This is a genomic window from Massilia mucilaginosa (genome assembly GCF_011682145.1).
Taxonomy (GTDB): domain Bacteria; phylum Pseudomonadota; class Gammaproteobacteria; order Burkholderiales; family Burkholderiaceae_D; genus Telluria_A; species Telluria_A mucilaginosa.
In genome coordinates this window covers 120,866-137,871 of record NZ_WHJH01000010.1, presented here as the reverse complement: position 1 = coordinate 137,871, position 17,006 = coordinate 120,866, and the positions used below count along the sequence as shown (strand labels likewise).

General features: G+C 63.8%; 12 protein-coding genes, 1 tRNA gene and 2 pseudogenes. 7 read left to right on the top strand and 8 right to left on the bottom strand.

Annotation, left to right across the window (positions count from 1 at the left end):
- The first annotated feature begins 27 nt into the window (after window positions 1-27).
- Window positions 28-1,617, top strand: coding sequence for a malate synthase A (gene aceB / locus F2P45_RS11650; protein WP_166874523.1), 1,590 nt, complete (start codon window positions 28-30; stop codon window positions 1,615-1,617).
- On the opposite strand, the gene F2P45_RS11645 is transcribed toward aceB, so the two are convergent.
- From F2P45_RS11645 to gloB, 6 genes are all read right to left on the bottom strand, one after another.
- Entirely contained in the window at window positions 1,614-2,417 is an 804-nt protein-coding gene (locus F2P45_RS11645) for a PEP-CTERM sorting domain-containing protein (RefSeq protein ID WP_166874521.1), read from the bottom strand. The two genes, aceB and F2P45_RS11645, sit on opposite strands and share 4 nt — an antisense overlap.
- A 23-nt stretch (window positions 2,418-2,440) precedes the next feature.
- Window positions 2,441-3,196 (bottom strand): PEP-CTERM sorting domain-containing protein, encoded by a 756-nt coding sequence (locus F2P45_RS35645; protein ID WP_223164721.1) that lies wholly within the window; start codon window positions 3,194-3,196, stop codon window positions 2,441-2,443.
- Window positions 3,197-3,365: 169 nt separating this feature from the next.
- The gene (locus F2P45_RS11635; protein WP_166874519.1) at window positions 3,366-7,808 is read right to left on the bottom strand and encodes an EAL domain-containing protein; all 4,443 of its coding nucleotides are present in this window, start codon (window positions 7,806-7,808) and stop codon (window positions 3,366-3,368) included.
- Between the two features lie 4 nt (window positions 7,809-7,812).
- Complete coding sequence (locus F2P45_RS11630) at window positions 7,813-8,943, bottom strand: ABC transporter substrate binding protein (protein ID WP_166874518.1); 1,131 nt, start codon at window positions 8,941-8,943, stop codon at window positions 7,813-7,815.
- A gap of 131 nt (window positions 8,944-9,074) precedes the next feature.
- The gene (locus F2P45_RS11625) at window positions 9,075-10,139 is read right to left on the bottom strand and encodes an ABC transporter substrate binding protein (RefSeq protein WP_229505031.1); all 1,065 of its coding nucleotides are present in this window, start codon (window positions 10,137-10,139) and stop codon (window positions 9,075-9,077) included.
- A 150-nt stretch (window positions 10,140-10,289) separates the two neighbouring features.
- Window positions 10,290-11,090, bottom strand: a complete 801-nt coding sequence (gloB, locus tag F2P45_RS11620) for a hydroxyacylglutathione hydrolase (RefSeq protein ID WP_166874516.1) — start codon at window positions 11,088-11,090, stop codon at window positions 10,290-10,292.
- Window positions 11,091-11,117: 27 nt separating this feature from the next.
- Here gloB and F2P45_RS11615 point away from each other — a divergent pair, with 27 nt between their 5' ends.
- From F2P45_RS11615 to F2P45_RS11600, 4 genes are all read left to right on the top strand, one after another.
- The gene (locus tag F2P45_RS11615) at window positions 11,118-11,891 is read left to right on the top strand and encodes a class I SAM-dependent methyltransferase (RefSeq protein WP_166874512.1); all 774 of its coding nucleotides are present in this window, start codon (window positions 11,118-11,120) and stop codon (window positions 11,889-11,891) included.
- 26 nt (window positions 11,892-11,917) lie between these two features.
- Window positions 11,918-12,355, top strand: a complete 438-nt coding sequence (rnhA, locus tag F2P45_RS11610) for a ribonuclease HI (protein WP_054267947.1) — start codon at window positions 11,918-11,920, stop codon at window positions 12,353-12,355.
- Between the two features lie 70 nt (window positions 12,356-12,425).
- Window positions 12,426-13,130, top strand: coding sequence for a DNA polymerase III subunit epsilon (gene dnaQ / locus F2P45_RS11605; protein ID WP_166874509.1), 705 nt, complete (start codon window positions 12,426-12,428; stop codon window positions 13,128-13,130).
- A gap of 37 nt (window positions 13,131-13,167) precedes the next feature.
- Window positions 13,168-13,242, top strand: a tRNA-Val gene (locus F2P45_RS11600).
- A gap of 160 nt (window positions 13,243-13,402) precedes the next feature.
- On the opposite strand, the gene F2P45_RS11595 is transcribed toward F2P45_RS11600, so the two are convergent.
- On the bottom strand, window positions 13,403-13,819 hold the full coding sequence (locus F2P45_RS11595) for a tyrosine-type recombinase/integrase (RefSeq protein WP_166874506.1): 417 nt from the start codon (window positions 13,817-13,819) through the stop codon (window positions 13,403-13,405).
- An 86-nt stretch (window positions 13,820-13,905) separates the two neighbouring features.
- Between F2P45_RS11595 and F2P45_RS11590 the strand changes: the two are divergent.
- Window positions 13,906-15,073: pseudogene (locus F2P45_RS11590) on the top strand (IS3 family transposase).
- Window positions 15,074-15,081: 8 nt separating this feature from the next.
- Here the strand turns inward: F2P45_RS11590 and F2P45_RS11585 are convergent.
- A pseudogene (locus F2P45_RS11585) lies at window positions 15,082-15,312 on the bottom strand (IS6 family transposase); the annotation flags it as partial.
- A 575-nt stretch (window positions 15,313-15,887) separates the two neighbouring features.
- On the opposite strand from F2P45_RS11585, the gene F2P45_RS11580 reads away from it, so the two are divergent.
- Window positions 15,888-16,943, top strand: coding sequence for a trypsin-like serine peptidase (locus tag F2P45_RS11580; protein ID WP_166874503.1), 1,056 nt, complete (start codon window positions 15,888-15,890; stop codon window positions 16,941-16,943).
- Window positions 16,944-17,006: the final 63 nt, after the last annotated feature.

The following is a 17,006-nucleotide window of genomic DNA, read 5'->3' as shown; positions in this document are numbered from 1 at the left end:
GCATTCTTATCTTCTACAGGAGCACGCATGACTATCAATATCCCCGCCGGCATGGAAATCAGCGCCGAAATCAAGCCTGGCTACGAGCAGATTCTGACCTCCGAGGCGCTGGCCCTGGTGGCGCGCCTGACGCGCGCGTTCGAACCGCGCCGCCAGGAGCTCTTGGGGGCGCGCGTGGAACGCGCAAAGCGTCTCGACGCCGGCGAACGTCCCGACTTTTTGCCGGAAACCGCGCAGATTCGCGCCGGCGACTGGAAGATCGCCCCGATTCCGCCGGCGCTGGAGTGCCGCCGCGTCGAAATCACCGGCCCGGTCGAGCGCAAGATGGTCATCAACGCCTTCAATTCGGGCGCCGACAGCTACATGACCGACTTCGAAGACTCGAACACGCCGAACTGGGACAACCAGATCACGGGCCAGATCAATATGCGCGACGCCGTGCGCCGCACGATTTCGCTCGAACAGAACGGCAAGGTGTACAAGCTCAATGAGAAGATCGCGACCCTGGTCGTGCGTCCGCGCGGCTGGCACCTCGACGAAAAGCACGTGCTGGTCGATGGCAAGCGTGTCTCGGGCGGGATTTTCGACTTCGCGCTGTTCATGATCCACAACGCCAAAGAGCAGCTGGCGCGCGGCGCCGGTCCGTATTTTTACCTGCCGAAGATGGAATCGCACCTCGAAGCGCGCTTGTGGAACGATATTTTCGTCATGACGCAGCAGGAACTGGGCCTGCCGCAGGGGACCATCAAGGCGACGGTGCTGATCGAAACGATCCTGGCCGCCTTCGAGATGGACGAAATCCTGTACGAACTGCGCGAACACAGCGCCGGTTTGAACGCGGGCCGCTGGGACTACATCTTCTCGTGCATCAAAAAATTCAAGCTCGACAAGGACTTCTGCCTGGCCGACCGTCCGAAAGTGACGATGACATCGCCGTTCATGCGCGCGTACGCCTTGCTGCTGCTGAAAACCTGCCACAAGCGCGGCGCGCCGGCCATCGGCGGCATGGCGGCGCTGATCCCGATCAAGAACGATCCCGAGAAAAACGAGATCGCCATGGGCGGCGTACGCAACGACAAGGCGCGCGATGCGACCGACGGCTACGACGGCGGCTGGGTTGCGCATCCGGGCCTGGTGGAACTGGCGATGGGCGAATTCAAGAAGGTGTTGGGCGATAAGCCGAACCAGATCGACAAGCAACGGCCCGATATCGCGGTGACGGCGGCCGAACTGCTGGACTTCAAGCCGGAAGCGCCGATCACGGAAGCGGGCCTGCGCTACAACATCAACGTGGGGATTCATTACCTGGGCAGCTGGCTCGCGGGGAACGGCTGCGTGCCGATTCATAACCTGATGGAAGACGCGGCCACGGCGGAGATCAGCCGTTCGCAGGTCTGGCAGTGGATTCGTTCGACCAAGGGTGTGCTCGACGACGGCCGCAAGGTCAGCGCCGATATGGTGCGTGCGATGATTCCGGAGGAACTGGCGAAGGTCAAGGAAGTCGCGCCGAACGGGGATAACCCGACGTACGTGCGCGCCGCGGTGATTTTCGAAGAGATGTCGACGTCGGAATCGTTCGCGGAGTTCTTGACCTTGCCGCTGTACGAGGAAATCTAGTACGCGCGGGTGCCGGTCTTGCCGGCACCTGCGCGTCGTTGCCGGCGCGCCCCCGCGAGCACGCCCAGCCCCGCCAGTAACATCGCACAGTGTGCAGGTTCCGGCACCGGCGTGGCCTGGTGAAAAAAGACGAACGAGGTGGCGGCGCTCAAGGTCAATGTGCCGGCGCTCGCGTTGTCACCGGCATGCAAAGCCCCGGCCAGCCGATAGCGCTCGGACATCGGTGCAAGATTCTCGCGCCGGTCCTCGAACCGGGCCCAGGTCTGGACCCCATCGACGTTGCGGAACAGGGAGCCGGTCAGGCTGACGCTGCGCCAGAGGTAGGCGTCGGGTGCATGGTTCTCGGCATGCAGGTCGGCCACGGCGCTGACCAGCATGGCGGTATGCGGCGCCAGCACGAAGTCGATGCTCGCGATCGCCGCCGTGTAGGCGCCGGCCATGTAGCCGGCGCGCGGATCGCCGCTGGAGGATATGCGCCAGCTGTCGGCGCCGGCCTGCGTGCTGGCCGCGATGTGCGGGCCGGCCAGCGCCATCGCGCCCGCTTCATGCAGGACGCGGGTCTCGTTGAGCGCTCCATCGGTGAGCGCGAGAGTCGAATAGAGCGCTTGCGCGCCCCACGTAACCGCAGGGGCGATGCCGTCGAGCGGGTCGAGGTCGATCAGCGCAATCTTGATGTCGTGCAGATGGATGTCCATTACCGTGCGCTCGCCGGCGTGCGCCGCCGGACTGGCCAGCAGGGTCGCCAGTGCGGCGACGGCCAGCTGGCGGCAACGGGCCAGGACATGAAGAACAGTGCGCATGGCGTCTCCCTGGCGTTGTTCGATTAGCCGACCCTTGCCCCGCGCCGGCGCGCCGTGCGGCGGGCGACAGCCAGCACGCCAAGCCCGGCTGCCAGCAAAGCCCAGCTTGACGGTTCCGGTATTCCCGGAATCGGCGGCTCGGCCGCTATCAGGATCGCGCTGGAGCCCCTGATTTCGATGCCGCCGAGGCTGCCGTCGGCGTCCGAGTGCACGTAGCCGAACAGGGGGTGGGAAGTCGACAGCGGCTCGCTGCTGGTCAAGGAGTCGAAAAAGCTCGACGCGCCCGCGTACGCGCCGATGCCGGCGTGGACCAGCAGGGACGATCGGGCAACATCGCTTGCCGCATCGGCGTCGGCGATGGCGCGCACGAACATGCCGGTATGGGGTGTGAGCGTGAAGGACATGCGGGCGTCGAAAAAGCCGCCGACATAGGTGGCGCCCGTGATCCGGGCGGCCGAGGAAGCGTGCAGGCGCCACGACGTCTCGCCAGCCTCGAACGACGATGCGCTGGCGCGACTGGACAAGGCGATCCGGCCCGGCCCCAGCAACTCGTCGCTGGCCCCGTACGGACCCTCGCCCAGATAGACATTGCCGCGACCCGTGCGATCACCCCAGGCGACGCCGGGCGCGATACCGTCACCGGGTTCCAGGTCGACCAGTTCGATGCTGACATGGTGGATGTGGATGTGGACGTCGACCCGGCCCGAATCGGCCTGCGCCGGCAGCGCAGTCGCGAACAGGGTAAGGAAACACAGTGCGGCAGGAGGCGGGAATCGCATGCGATATCCTTTCGTTCAGCGACGGCGGTAGCACAGACGGTAACACAAAGGCCATCATGCAAAAAAGTAAACACGATATATTGTGCCGGCTGTCGCGGCCGTGGTACACAGCGCCGCTGTTTCCACGCGCCTTTCGCTCACTGATGCGCCGCTGTCGGCCCTGCGCCGCTCACACCCGCAGCACCATCGCTTCGCGCTTGATGATCATCTCCGCAAACTGATCGGCCGGCATGGCCGGCGCCAGGTACCACCCTTGCAGCAAATCGCAATGCTGCGCGCGCAGGTAGTCGAGCTGCGCTTGCGTCTCGACTCCCTCCGCCACCACCTCCAGCCGCAAACTGTGCGCCAGCGCGATGATGCCGGCGATGATCGCCGCGTCGTCCGCATCGTGCGGCACATCGGCCACGAACGAGCGGTCGATCTTGATGATATCGACCGGGAAGCGCTTCAGATACGACAGCGACGAATAGCCGGTCCCGAAATCGTCGATCGACAAGCGCACGCCCAGCCCGCGCAAACGGTGCAGCGCCTTGAGCGTATCCTGCGCGTGTTCCATCAGGGTGCTCTCGGTGATCTCCAGTTCCAGCAAATCGGGCGCCAGGCCGGATTCGACCAGGACCGCTTCGACCGTATCGGCAAAGTTCTTTTGCAGCAGCTGGCGCACCGACAAATTCACCGCCACCCGCATCGGCGGCAGGCCCTGGTCGATCCACGCCTTGAGCTGGGCGCAGGCGGTGCGCAGCACGAATTCGCCGAGCGGATTGATCAAGCCCGTTTCTTCGGCCAGCGGAATGAATTCGACCGGCGGCACCATGCCGCGGGTGGGGTGCTTCCAGCGCACCAGCGCCTCCATGCCGATGATGCGCTGGTTGTCGAAGCGCGCCTGCGGCTGGTAAAACACTTCGAGCTCGTTGCGCTCGAGCGCGCGCCGCAAGTCGCTCTCGAGCCGCACATGCTCCGAAATCGCCTGTTCCATCGACGCTTCGTAGAACTGGAAGCCGGTATTGGTCTTCTTGGCCCGGTACATGGCGCTGTCGGCGCGCTTGACCAGGGTCGGCACATCGAGTCCGTCGAACGGATACATGGCGATGCCGACGCTGCTGGTGACAAAAATATCGTGGCCGTCGATCTGGAACGGCGCGGCCAGCACGCGGCAGATGGTCTGCGCGGCGGCGGCTGCCGGGGCCGGGCCGTCGACGTCGCCCAGCACCACCGTGAATTCGTCGCCGCCCAGGCGCGCCACCATGTCGATGCTGCGCACCGCGCGCCGGATGCGCTGCGCCACCGCCACCAGCAGGCGGTCGCCGACGTCGTGCCCGAGGTTGTCGTTGACGTACTTGAAGCGGTCCAGGTCCAGGAACAGCACCGCCAGGGAGGTCTTGCCCACGCGCGCCTGGTCCACCGCCTGCCCCAGCAGGTCGAAGAACAGGGTGCGGTTCGGCAGCCCGGTCAGCAGGTCGTTGAAGGCCAGGTGGCGGATGCGCTTCTCGGCGCGGTTGGCCTCGATGATGCGGCGCACCCGCTGCGACAGGACCGCATAGTGAATCGGCTTCGGAATATAGTCGCTGGCGCCGGCCGCGAAGGCCCGCTCGACCGAGGAATTGTCTTCCAGCGCGGTGATCATCAGAACCGGAATGCTGCTCCCGCCCGGCAGTTCCTGCATGCGCGCGCAGGCCGTGAAGCCGTCCATCACCGGCATCACCGCGTCCATCAGCACCACGTCGGGCTGGAAGCGCTTGAGCATCATCAGGGCCTGGGCGCCGTCGGCCGCTTCTTCGACCTTGAAGCCGTCGCGCTGCAAGGTGTAGCGCAAGGTGCTGCGGGTACTGCGGTCGTCGTCGACGATGAGCACTTGCGGCACGTCGTCGGCGCTGCCCTGGCCGGCCGTGTCGTCGCCCGTGACTTCAAGCGCGAGGGCGCTGGCGACCGCATTGTAGGCCACGCGCAGGCGCGCGAGCAGCGGCACGATCAGTTCGGGACGGCCGGCGATGCTGTGGTCTTCGGCTTCCTTGGCCAGTTGCGCCAGGTGGGTCGCGCCCAGGTTGCCCGAGGAGCCTTTGATGGCATGCGCCTTGGCGCGCGCGGTGTCGGAGTCGCCGCCGTGCGCCGCCGCTTCCAGGTCGAGCAGGTATTGCGGCGTGTCTTCGAGGAAGGGGCTGATCGCCTGGGCCAGCGACGGCCCCATGATCTCGCGCAGCTTGACGAACATGGCCTGGTCGATCGGGCTGTCGCCGCTGTCCGGCGCGTACTTGCCAGTGTCGCCGCTGTCGCCGCCGCGCACGGCGCTGCGCGGTTCTTCGCCGCGCGGCAGCCAGCGATCGAGCTTCTGGCGCAGTTCGAACAGGGTGATCGGCTTGGCGAGGTAGTCGTCCATCCCGGCGGCCAGGCATTTTTCGGCGTCGCCGCGCTGGGTGTTGGCGGTCATGGCGACCAGCGGCGTGCGCCGCCCGCTGCCTTGTTCGAAGGCGCGGATATGCGCGGTCGCTTCGTAGCCGTCCATTTCCGGCATGCTGCAATCCATCAGGATCAGGTCGAAATTGCCGCTGCGCGCCGCTTCCAGCGCTTCGCGTCCGTTGGCGGCGAATTCGCAGGCGCAGCCGTTCATGGCCAGCATGCCGGCGGCGACCATCTGGTTGGTGCGGTTGTCTTCGGCCACCAGGATGCGGAACGAGGTGCGCGGCGGCGCGGCCAGGGCGGTGGCGATGGCCATGGCCGGCGCCTTGGCCCCGGCCAGCAAGTCCTTGAGGGCCTGCAGCAGGCGCTCTTCGCGCAGCGGTTTGCCGAGCGACGGATGGCCGTCGACCAGGGTGCCGCCCGAGAGCGGCCCGAAGCGGTCGAGGATCAGCATCAGGGTGCCGGGCGACTCGCTGGCGATTTTGCCGGCCAGGTCGTTGCCGTCGTCGTCTAGGGCGCCGATGTCCATCATGACGACGGTGTACGGGCGCGCTTCGCTGGCGCCGACCTTGAGCTGCAACAGCGCTTCGCCGCCCCAGCGCGTGCCGTGGCAGTCGATGCCGTGGCGCTGCATGGTCTGGGTCACGAAGCTGCGCACGATCTGGCTGTCGTCGACCACGATCACGCGCAGGCCAGCAAGTTCAAGGTGGGCCGGCTCGGGTGGTTCCTGCAGCGCGGCCTTGCAGACGATGTTGAAGGTGAAGGCGGTGCCTTCGCCGAGCGCGCTGTCGACCGTGATGGCGCCTCCCATCAGTTCGACCAGCTGCTTGCAGATCGCCAGACCGAGGCCGGTGCCGCCGTATTTGCGGGTGGTCGACGGGTCGGCCTGGGCGAAGGACTGGAACAGGTGCCGCTGCTGGTCGGTACTCATGCCGATGCCAGTGTCGCGTACTTCGAAGCGCAAGCCGTAGTCAGGGCCGTCGGCGAGCGCGATCGACACCGCCACTTCGCCATGCTCGGTGAACTTGACGGCGTTGCCGAGCAGGTTGATGAGCACCTGGCGCAGGCGCAGCGAGTCGCCGTTGACGCATTGCGGCACGCCCGGCGCCAGCAGGTAGCCCAGTTCGACGTCGCGCACCTGCGCCTGTTTGGCCACCAGTTCGATCACTTCTTCGAGCAGCTTGCGCAGGTCGAAGTCGACTTCTTCGAGCGAGAGCTTGCCCGCTTCCATCTTGGAGAAGTCGAGGATATTGTTAATCAGTTCGATCAGGGTGCGCGAAGAATTCCAGGCCACGTCGACGCATTCGGCCTGGCGCTTGTTCAGGCTCATTTCCTTGAGCATGTCGAGCATGCCGACCACGCCATTGAGCGGGGTGCGCACTTCGTGGCTGACGGTGGCGGCAAACTGCGCCTTCACCAGCGCCATGCTGACGGCGGCGTCGCGCGAGTCTTTCAGCTCCGCTTCGCGCTGTTCGAGCACGTTCATCATCTTGTTGAAGGCCAGCGCCATGTCGATCAGGTCGCGCGGGCCGGCCGGTTCGGCGCGCATGCCCGATTCGCCCGCCTCGGCGCGCCGCATCAGGCGTGACAGGGCATTGAGCGGGTTGATCATGTGGCGCGTGAGCAGGCGCACCACCGCCAGCAGGATGGCGGCGAACGACAGCGTGACGACCAGGTTGCCGACCAGGAGCGAGAGCGTCAGGCGGTTCAGCGTGTCCTTGGCGATGGCCACGTGCACGTGGCCGAGCAGTTGCCTGGGCGGCTCCTGCAGGTCGAACGGCGAAGCGATGCCCTGGCCGCCGAACACCGGTGCGGTGAAGCGCCAGGCCTGGCCGGTTTCGCTGGCGAGGCGCGCTTGCGGGGCCGCCGGCACCGGCCCGATGCCGGCGGCGGGTGCGGCGCCAGGCTGGCTTTTGGAGAGCAGCACCGCGCCGCGCGTGTCGCTGATCTGCACGCTCAGCACATCGGGAAAGGTGAGGGTGGTGGCGACGACGTCCTGGGCGTTGTCGGGCGAGTGGTAGAGCAGCGCCAGGGTGCTCTGGCGCGCCAGGTTTTCCGCGATGCGCTCGCCCTGTTCAAGGAAATAGTCGCGCATGCGGGTGCGCGCTTCCCAGGAATTCATCAGCGAGGAAAACAGCGCCAGCCCGAGAATGGCGGCGGAAACGAGGACGGTCAGTTGGCGGCGGAATCCGGTGCGGCGAAGGAAATCATGGAACATCTACTCAGGGCTCCGGATAGATAAGGTCGAAAGTGCGCTGCTGCCCGTGGCCGATGGTCAGGCCCATGTGGCTGGCGGTACGCAGGTTGATGGCGGTGTGCAGTTCGCGCAGCGGCTGCACGCCTTTTTTGAGTTCGCCCGCGATCGCGCCCTCGGCGGAACTGGCCAGCGAGCGGCCCAGCTCCACGTTGTTGGGACTCATGGCGAACAGCGCGCCTTTTTTCGCGTGCAGCACATTGCTGGAAAAGATAGGCACGCCGCTGTTCCAGGCTTGCTTGAGGATCAGCGGCAGCAGGGTGCCTTCTTCGACGGTGGTGGTGTCGTGCGGCAGCCAGACCGCGTCGCGCCGGCTGTCGGCGGCCGCAAACTGCGCGCTGTAGGTCTGGGCCGCCTGGGCCAGGTCGCGCGCTTCGTACGAGGCCAGTTCCAGCCCCTGTTCGCGCGCCGCCTCGCGCGCGATGCGCAGCAGCCATTCGGTTTTCTTCGGATCGTAGACCACGATCACGCGTTTGATCTCGGGCAGCAGCGCGCGCAGGCGGGCGAACAGCAGCGCCGGATCGGGGGTGAGGCTGATCCCGTTCAGGTTGACGATTTCGGCATCCGACAGCAGCAGGGCGCCGCCCACCAGCACGACGATGCTGCGGTCGAGCGAGGCGGCCACGTTCAGGCCCTGGCGCCCGAGCGCGATGACGACTTTGGTGCAGCTGCGCCTGAGCTGCGCGTTGAGGGCGGCCGCGTCGAAGCGGGCGTCGACCGGATAGCTGCGCACGCGCAGGCGGGTGCGTTCTTCGATCCCCTGGATCATGCCGATAAAGGCGCTGCGAAACGGCTCCGACACGTTCGGATAGAGCACCGCGATGCTGCCCTTGCCGGCCGAGGCTTGCAGGTCGGGGCGGCCCAGCTGGTCTTCCAGCTGGGAAACCGTGATCGGTGTCATGTCGTATTGGCCGCCGCTGTCGTAGCGCTCGAACAGGGCGTTCGACGCCGCCGACTCGGCCCCCGCCGTGGCTGGCGCGAGGCCGTCGGCGACGGCGCGCGGCGCCGCCAGCGCCAGGACCACCAGCGTCAGCGCCAGCGCAGGCACGCGGCGAGCCGCGCACAGCCAGCGGCGGGCGTTGAAAAAGAGAGTAGTCATTGCGTACAGCGGGGACGCGTGGTCCGGTTAATTTGCAAGCAGCCACGCATGTGGGCAGACATCAACATGCAGTATACGTCACCGAAGTAGCTCGGAAGAAAGAATTTTGACGCTTCGACTAAAATTTCCGGTCAGGGCTCGGGGTAGAGGAATTGAAAGGTGTGCTGCACCACGGCGCTGGTGGCGATGCCGAGGTGGCTGGCGGTGCGCAGGTTGAGGGCGGCGTGCACCTCGCGCAGCGGCAGCATGGCGCGCGGCGGCGGGTAGGCGCTCATCAGGCCTGTGGCCAGATTGCCAAGGTTGCGTCCGAGTTCGGTGTGGTTGGGGTAGAGCGCGAACAGCACGCCTTTGCGCACGTGCGCGAAGCTGCTGGAAAAAACCGGCAGCGCGCGGTCCCACGCTTCGCGCAGCACCAGCGGCAGGATCGTGGTGTCGTCGACGGTGGTGGGGTCGGTCGGCAGCCAGAGCGCATCGCGGCGCCCGTCGGCGTCGGCGAAGACGCCGCGGTACAGGCGCGCGGCGCCGGCCAGATCGAACGCTTCGAGCGGGGCCAGGTCGATGCCGTGCAGGCGCGCCGCGTCGCGCGCCAGGCGCAGCAGCCATTCGTTGTGGCGCGGATTGTAGATCACCGCCACGCGGCGCACGGCCGGGGCCAGGCTGCGCAGGCGCGCGAACAGCAGCGCCGGGTCGGGAGAGAGGCAAATGCCGGTGTGCCGCTCGGCGTCGGGCAGGGACGAGATGCCGCTGACGACCACGCCGAGCGCCGGGTCGAGCGCGGCGGCCGCGCGCAAGCCCTGGCGGCCGAGGGCGACCACCACGCGCACGCCGTGGCGCTTGATCCCGGCGGCCAGTTCGTTGGGGTCGTGTTCGGGCGCGAGCGGCCAGGCGTGCACGCGCTGCTGCAACTGCTCCTCGATGCCTTTGATGATGTCGGTGAACACTTTGCGCAGGGGATCGGGAATGTCGGGATACAGCACGCCGATGGCTTGCTGGGCCGCCGGGTCGCTTGCGGTGACGTGCGCGTGCGCGGGTGCGCCAGGGACCAGCGAGCCGGCCAGTGCGGCGGACAGGCGCAGCAGGAAAGCGCGCAGGGCCGGATCGGGCGGCGCGGCAAACGGCATGGCCGGCGGCGGCCGGTTATCGGTGGTGCGGCGCCGGGCCATGGACGAGACGGCGCAAGCGCACCGTCGCTTCATCAGGCTGGCGGGCCGCGCCGGAGCGTCGTCTCGTCATGTGAATCTTCACACTGTTTCTTTATGGAATATATTAGCCGAGATGGCGCGCCTTGGGTGAGCTGTCTTTACATCAATCTTGCTGGCGTCGCATTTCAGCGGCGCCGGATGCCGCTAGAAGGTGTTTTTCCAGGCGCGCAGGGCGGCGAAGGCGGCGCCGGGCGGTGCCCGAGGTGCGAGTTTGCCGAGCGCGACCAGGTTGGCGACGATGCCGGGCTGCTCGTCGCGCAGGAACGGGTTGGTGGATTTTTCGAGGCCGATGGTGGTCGGGACGGTGGGAATGCCGCGCTCGCGTTTGGCGGTCTCGGTGTCGATGCGCTCGGCGATGAGCGCGTTGGACGGCTCGGCGGCGGCGGCGAAGCGCAGGTTGGCGAGGGTGTATTCGTGCGCGCAGTACACGGCGGTGTTGTCGGGCAAGTCCAGAAAGCGGGCCAGCGAGGCGCGCATTTGCCCGGGCGTGCCCTCGAACAAGCGGCCGCATCCGCCGGCAAAGAGCGTGTCGCCGCAGAACAGCCATTTTTCTTCGGCCTGTTCGCGCAAGAACGCGATGTGGCCCAGGGTGTGGCCGGGCACGGATAGCACGCGCAGCGCCAGCGGCAGGCCGGGCACCTCGACCAGCTCGCCATCGTCGAGCGGCACGGTGACCGTGGCGATGGCTTCGGCGCGCGGACCGTAAACCGGCACCGAAGCGTGCGCGAGCAGGTCCGGTACGCCGCCAATGTGGTCAGCATGATGATGGGTGAGTAAAATGGTGGTGAGCGTGAGATGATGCGCGGCCAGGGCCGCGATGACGGGCGCGGCGTCGCCGGGGTCGACCACGGCGGCGTGCACGCCATCATGGATCAGCCACAGGTAATTGTCCTTGAACGCGGGGACGGCGAGCACGCTCAAGGGGCGGTGCGTCGGATTCGTCATAGTGAAGGTGTCGGCAAAGGGGGGGGCATGGATAGCGCGGCATCCGAAAAGTCCATTATAGCGCTCGACGGCTGGCTGCAGACGCCGGCCGGCGCTTACGTGCGCGCGTGGGAGCAGGCTTGTCTCGACGAGCTGACGGCCGATATCTTCGGCTATAACGCGGTGCAGATCGGCCTGCCGCAGATCGACGCGCTGGCCGCCAACCGCATGCCGAACAAGTGGCAGGCGGCCACCCGCACCTCGACGCGCGAGCAGGTGGCGCTGGGCGCGGGCAAGCGCCAGATTGCGGTGGCCCTCGATTTTGCCGAGTTGCCGTTCGCTTCGCAAAGCCTGGACCTGGTGGTGATGCCGCATGTGCTCGAATTTGCGGCCGAGCCGCACCAGGTGCTGCGCGAGGTCGAGCGGGTGCTCATTCCCGAGGGCCAATTGATTATCTGCGGCTTCAATCCGGCCAGTTTGTGGGGCATGCGCCAGGGTTTGCACAGGGTGACGCGCTCGTCCTACCTGCCGGCGGCGGGGGAATTCATTTCTATGCCGCGTATGAAAGACTGGTTAAAATTGCTCAATCTGGGCGTGAGCCGCAGCCATTTCGGCTGTTACGCGCCGCCTTGCCGCACCGCGCAGTGGCTGGAGCGCTATGCGTTCATGGAGCCGGCCGGGCAGCGCTGGTGGCCGTATCTGGGCGCGGTGTACATGGTGCACGCGATCAAGCGGGTCAAGGGCATGACCATGATCGGTCCCGCCTGGAACAAGAAATCGGCGTCGGCCCCGCAAGCGGTGCCTGCCACCAATCGGAAGTAAAGACAGCGAAAGTAGAGAAAGCCAGGATGAGTAAAGTAGAGATTTTTACCGATGGTGCGTGCAAGGGCAATCCGGGCACCGGCGGCTGGGGCGCCTTGCTGGTGGCCGATGGCCACGAAAAGGAAATCTGCGGCGGCGAATTGAATACCACCAATAACCGGATGGAGTTGCGCGCCGTGATCGAGGCGCTGAGCATCCTCACGCGGCCGTGCGAAGTGGTGCTGCACACCGACAGCCAGTATGTACAGAAGGGCATTTCGGAATGGATCCACGGCTGGAAGGCGCGCGGCTGGAAAACCGCGGCCAGGGAGCCGGTCAAGAACGAAGACCTGTGGAAGGCGCTCGATCTGGCCCAGGCGCAGCATGCGGTGGAGTGGAAGTGGGTGCGCGGACACAACGGGCATCCGGGCAACGAGCGCGCCGATGTGCTGGCCAACCGCGGCGTGGAGACGGTGCGCCGCTAAGCGGGCCGCGCTGGGCCAGCGCTGGCTTTGTTATACTGCGCGCCTTGTTTCACTCTTCACCCGGAATGCCATGCGTCAAATTGTTCTCGATACCGAAACCACCGGCCTGAATCCTCGCACGGGAGACCGCGTCATCGAGGTCGGCTGCGTCGAACTGGTCAACCGTATGTTGACGGGGAATAACTTCCACCGTTACATCAACCCGGAGCGCGATTCGGAAGAGGGCGCGCTGGCGGTGCACGGCCTGACCACGGAATTCTTGCGCGACAAGCCCAAGTTCGCCGAGATTGCCCAGGAGTTGCGCGAGTATATCCAGGGCGCCGAAGTCATCATCCATAACGCGCCTTTCGATCTGGGGTTCCTGAACAACGAGTTCAAGCTGCTGGGGCTGCCGACGTTTACCGAGCATTGCAGCGGGGTGATCGATACCCTGGTCAACGCCAAGGAAATGCATCCCGGCAAGCGCAACTCGCTCGATGCGCTGTGCGACCGCTATGGCGTGTCGAACGCGCACCGCAAGCTGCACGGCGCGCTGCTCGATGCCGAGCTGCTGGCCGATGTGTACCTGTCGATGACGCGCGGACAGAACAGCTTGTCGATGGATGTCGAGGAAGAAGCCGGCGGCGGTGGCGGCTTGCTGGAAGCGGTGGCGCTGGCCGAGGTGATCGTGCTGGCCGCCAGTGCGGACGAGCTGGCCGAGCACGAAGGCGTGCTGGGCGGGCTGGACAAGGCGGTCAAGGGAAACTGTATTTGGAGAAATTACGCAGAAGCGTGACCTTTTGCGAAACGTATGTCATAATACGCCCCGCTTCGGGAGGTTAGCTCAGGGGTAGAGCACTGCATTCACACTGCAGGGGTCGCAAGTTCGAAACTTGCACTTCCCACCATTAGATTTCATTAAAAATCAGGGCCTTACAACAGGTTCATCTGATTTCAGTACGAAGATGGGGCAAATTTGGGGCTGTGTCCAGATTTGAGCCAAGTGCGCAGTCCTATCTCTCGTGCCGCTCGTCAAGTCAAAAATCATCTTGCCTCCTGCGTTTGCTGTTACTGTCCGGTACGGGCATACATCTTCAACAGTCGTTCCCTTTTGCCATCGTCCAGTCTTGACCTGATCCATTTCCCATAGGTTCTGGTGATCATCGTGGTGTCCGTGTGCCCCATTTGTGATGCGACGTAGAGCGGCAGCTCGCCAAGCATGAGCAAACTTGAAGCGAACGTGTGCCGGGTTTGATATGGATTCCGGTAGCGCACACCCGCCTGCTTGAGGATGCGACGCCAGCGCCGATGAATTGGTTTGTCTCCCTCCCACTGCGCGCCATAAGTCGGATTGTGAAAAACCAGTTCCTGGCCGTTTCCAGTGAACGATGTTTGCGCTTGCAGCGCGGTCAAGGCGCCATTGCGGAGGTCGATTTGTCTCAACCCCGCATCTGTCTTGGCTGTATCTTTCGCTTCTCCATCCACGAAAGCTGCCTCAACCGATACTTGCTGTGGTCTAATTTGCCCGGACACCTCAATAGGTGGAAAATATACCACCTGAGGAGTAATACATGGCGACAAGAAAACGGAAGACCTTCGACCCAGCCTGAAGCTGGAAGTTGTCCGAATGATCAAAGAGCAGGGGCAGAGCATCCAGAACGTCAGCGAAAGCATGGACATCGGCCCCACCGCAATTCGCCGCTGGCTGGCCCAGTACAGCGCGGAGCAGAGCGGCCAGCCTGGCATCGGCAAGCCACTCACTGCCGAGCAGCAGAGGATCCGGCAGTTGGAGCTGGAAAATCAGCAACTCCGGCAGGATGTGACCATCTTAAAAAAGGCATCGGCCTTCTTTGCCCGCGAAATGAAATGACCCGTCAGCTCATCGTTCAACTGCAAAAGGAGGCCATCCCGGTCAAACACAGCTGCCGCATCCTGGAGGTTAGCCGGTCCGGTTTTTACGAAGCACAGCGACGTTCTGCCAAATCGGTCGTATGCAAGGCAAGCGTGCACCTGAAGGCGGCGTTCATGGCGAGTCACCAGAGCTATGGCAGTCGGCGATTGCTCACGGCCATGGCCAACGAAGGGTTCCAAATCGGGCGTTACAAGGTGCGTAGCCTGATGCGTAAGGCCGCCTTGAAGCCCGTCTGGAAGCGCAAATTCGTTCACACGACAGACAGCAAGCACGACTTGCCGATTGCCGCCAAATGTGCTCAATCGGCAGTTCAACCCCACGGCGCCAGACCTGGCCTACGTCAGCGATATCACGTACATTCGCACCGACGCGGGATGGTTGTATCTGGCTACAGTGCTGGATCTGTATGCGCGCAAGGTGGTGGGTTGGGCCATGGCGCCGAACATGCCCGCCAAGCTGGTCTGCGACGCGTTGAACATGGCCATTCAACAGCGCCGGCCCGCATCGGGCCTGATCGTCCATTCGGACCGGGGAAGCCAGTACGCCAGCGAGCTTTACCAGGACCTGCTGAAACAACACGGCTGAGCCGCAAGGGAAATTGTTGGGATAACGCCGTGGCGGAACGCTTCTTCCTGAACCTCAAGATGGCGCGCGTCTGGCAGCGGCAATACGCCAATCATGCCGAGGCCAAGGCTGATATCACCGACTACATCGTCGGCTTCTACAACTGCAAGCGCATCAATTCAGCATTGGGCAATCTGCCGCCCGCAGTCTACGAACGAAAAATGGCAGCACGCGAACCTATCGTGGTGTCCGAAATTACTTGACCACAGCACTCATCCATACGCCAACTGCCGCCGATCGAGCGCTTGTGTTTCCGGGCCATCTTCTCGATGAGTGGCAGGAAACGAATCGCCCAACGGTTGATCGACGAATGGTCGACCGACACGCCGCGCTCTTCCATCATCTCCTCGAGGTGACGGTAGCTCAGCGGATAGGCCACATACCATCGGATGCAGACCAGGATGACGTCGATCGGAAAGCGCATCCCTTTGAAGTTGAGCATGTCGATTCGTCCTGGGTTCGGGCGCCGCAGTTTACATGATTGCCCCGTCGACGTTCGCTAATGCGACAGAACCGTCGACCGCATCAACCACGCCTACGCCCATACCGCACTGAAACCCATGATGCCGGCACCGCTGCTTGGCAAGCAGATCGCCACGCACTTGCGCAAACTGCTTGGGAAACACACATACCTTCATCGAGAAAATCAATCAAAGCCGCGCAAATCCAGACCGAAGTCGCACAAATTCATGACGCAAAAACCATGTTGAGCGGGTGCAGATTCCTTAACTTGGGAGGATTGGCTCTCGCCCCCACACGTGAGGCGTTCTTTGACTGTGGCTTTTCATAACCAGCCACTTTCCATAAGAACGTTTATGCTCAGCTGAACATAACCGTTCCGTTGCACCTCAGACCCCAATGCCGCGGCTGCAAGCAGCTAGCGATGCGGAATTCTCGTGTACAGCGGCTTATGTTAGTTGTTTCGGTAAAAGTTTTATGGGCTAAAAACATTATGTAAAAAATATAGATGCTTGGTTTATTGCGCCTTCCGGTGATAAAATTGCAACCGGAGGGCGCATGGAAGCTTATTCACTCGAACAGTTGCGGGCAGTGCTCGAGGCGCGTGCGTTGCGCCGAACTGCAGGACTGCGACCGCGGTTGCGCGTGGACAAGCGCGCTCTTGAAGGCCTCACGGATGTCACGGACCACACCGAAGTAGCGCTTACCGAATGGGATTTTCACCCGGATGTCGTGTTGGGAGTCGATCCCTTTCCCGGCGTGTCTTCCGAAACACTATTTCAGGAATTGCTCGGCCGGCAGAAAGTTCTTTACGGCGATGACGACCGGGTCGAAGTCATCGATTGCAACGATTTGGCGCGCCAGCGCAATGCGCGCTCCGTGGCGGCCATCGTTGAACGTGGCACACTGTTTACCACCGCAAATAACCAGGTCAGCGTCAGCGGCGCCACGCTGGAACATCGCTATTTCTCGCGCGGAAAACCGCTCTGCCAAAAGGTGGATTTCCGCCATCAACCCTGCGCGGCAGTGGGGACGGCCTTTCTGGTTGTCCCTGCCATTGTGGCAACTGCCCACCATTGTCTTGGTCCCGACACCATCGACTCCCGCTGCCTGATCTTCGACTTCGAAACCGATGCAAACGGGGTTGCGCCCCTCAGCTTCGGACTCGACCAGATCTACGGCATTCGCCGCTTCATCGGCGGTACCTTCACCAGCGATGGCGAGGATTGGTCGCTCATCGAGCTCGATCGCGAGGTGCAGGGTCGCGCACCGCTGGCATTGCGTTCAGCCGTGGCCGCGCCAGACAACGCGCCACTGTATGTCATCGGTCATCCCTCAGGCTTGCCCAAGAAAGTCGCAGGTAACGCCGAGATCCGCTTTAACACCGCGGCGTCGCACTTCGTGGCCAACCTGGATACCTTCGGCGGAAACTCTGGATCGCCAGTATTCAATGGCATCACCCATGAAGTCGAAGGCATTCTGGTGCGCGGCGACGCCGACTTCGTCCCTCTTGGTAATTGCTACGCATCGCTGATTTGCCCTATTAGCGGTTGCCGCGGCGAAGATTGTTCGCGCATCGCGCCGATCACCCGATTGCTGGCTCTGCAGGTCTAACCTTTAATGGAGAATTCATGGATTTTTTCGTTGAGATCCCACCGGTTGCCAAAGCCTACGGCA

Coding starts and splice junctions, on each gene's coding strand:
- F2P45_RS11630 (WP_166874518.1), bottom strand. CDS start 8,943: ATGACTACTCTCTTTTTCAACGCCCGCCGCTGGCTGTGCGCGGCTCGC.
- F2P45_RS11645 (WP_166874521.1), bottom strand. CDS start 2,417: ATGCGCACTGTTCTTCATGTCCTGGCCCGTTGCCGCCAGCTGGCCGTC.
- aceB (WP_166874523.1), top strand. CDS start 28: ATGACTATCAATATCCCCGCCGGCATGGAAATCAGCGCCGAAATCAAG.
- F2P45_RS11635 (WP_166874519.1), bottom strand. CDS start 7,808: ATGTTCCATGATTTCCTTCGCCGCACCGGATTCCGCCGCCAACTGACC.
- F2P45_RS11625 (WP_229505031.1), bottom strand. CDS start 10,139: ATGAAGCGACGGTGCGCTTGCGCCGTCTCGTCCATGGCCCGGCGCCGC.
- gloB (WP_166874516.1), bottom strand. CDS start 11,090: ATGACGAATCCGACGCACCGCCCCTTGAGCGTGCTCGCCGTCCCCGCG.
- F2P45_RS35645 (WP_223164721.1), bottom strand. CDS start 3,196: ATGCGATTCCCGCCTCCTGCCGCACTGTGTTTCCTTACCCTGTTCGCG.
- F2P45_RS11580 (WP_166874503.1), top strand. CDS start 15,888: ATGGAAGCTTATTCACTCGAACAGTTGCGGGCAGTGCTCGAGGCGCGT.
- dnaQ (WP_166874509.1), top strand. CDS start 12,426: ATGCGTCAAATTGTTCTCGATACCGAAACCACCGGCCTGAATCCTCGC.
- F2P45_RS11615 (WP_166874512.1), top strand. CDS start 11,118: ATGGATAGCGCGGCATCCGAAAAGTCCATTATAGCGCTCGACGGCTGG.
- rnhA (WP_054267947.1), top strand. CDS start 11,918: ATGAGTAAAGTAGAGATTTTTACCGATGGTGCGTGCAAGGGCAATCCG.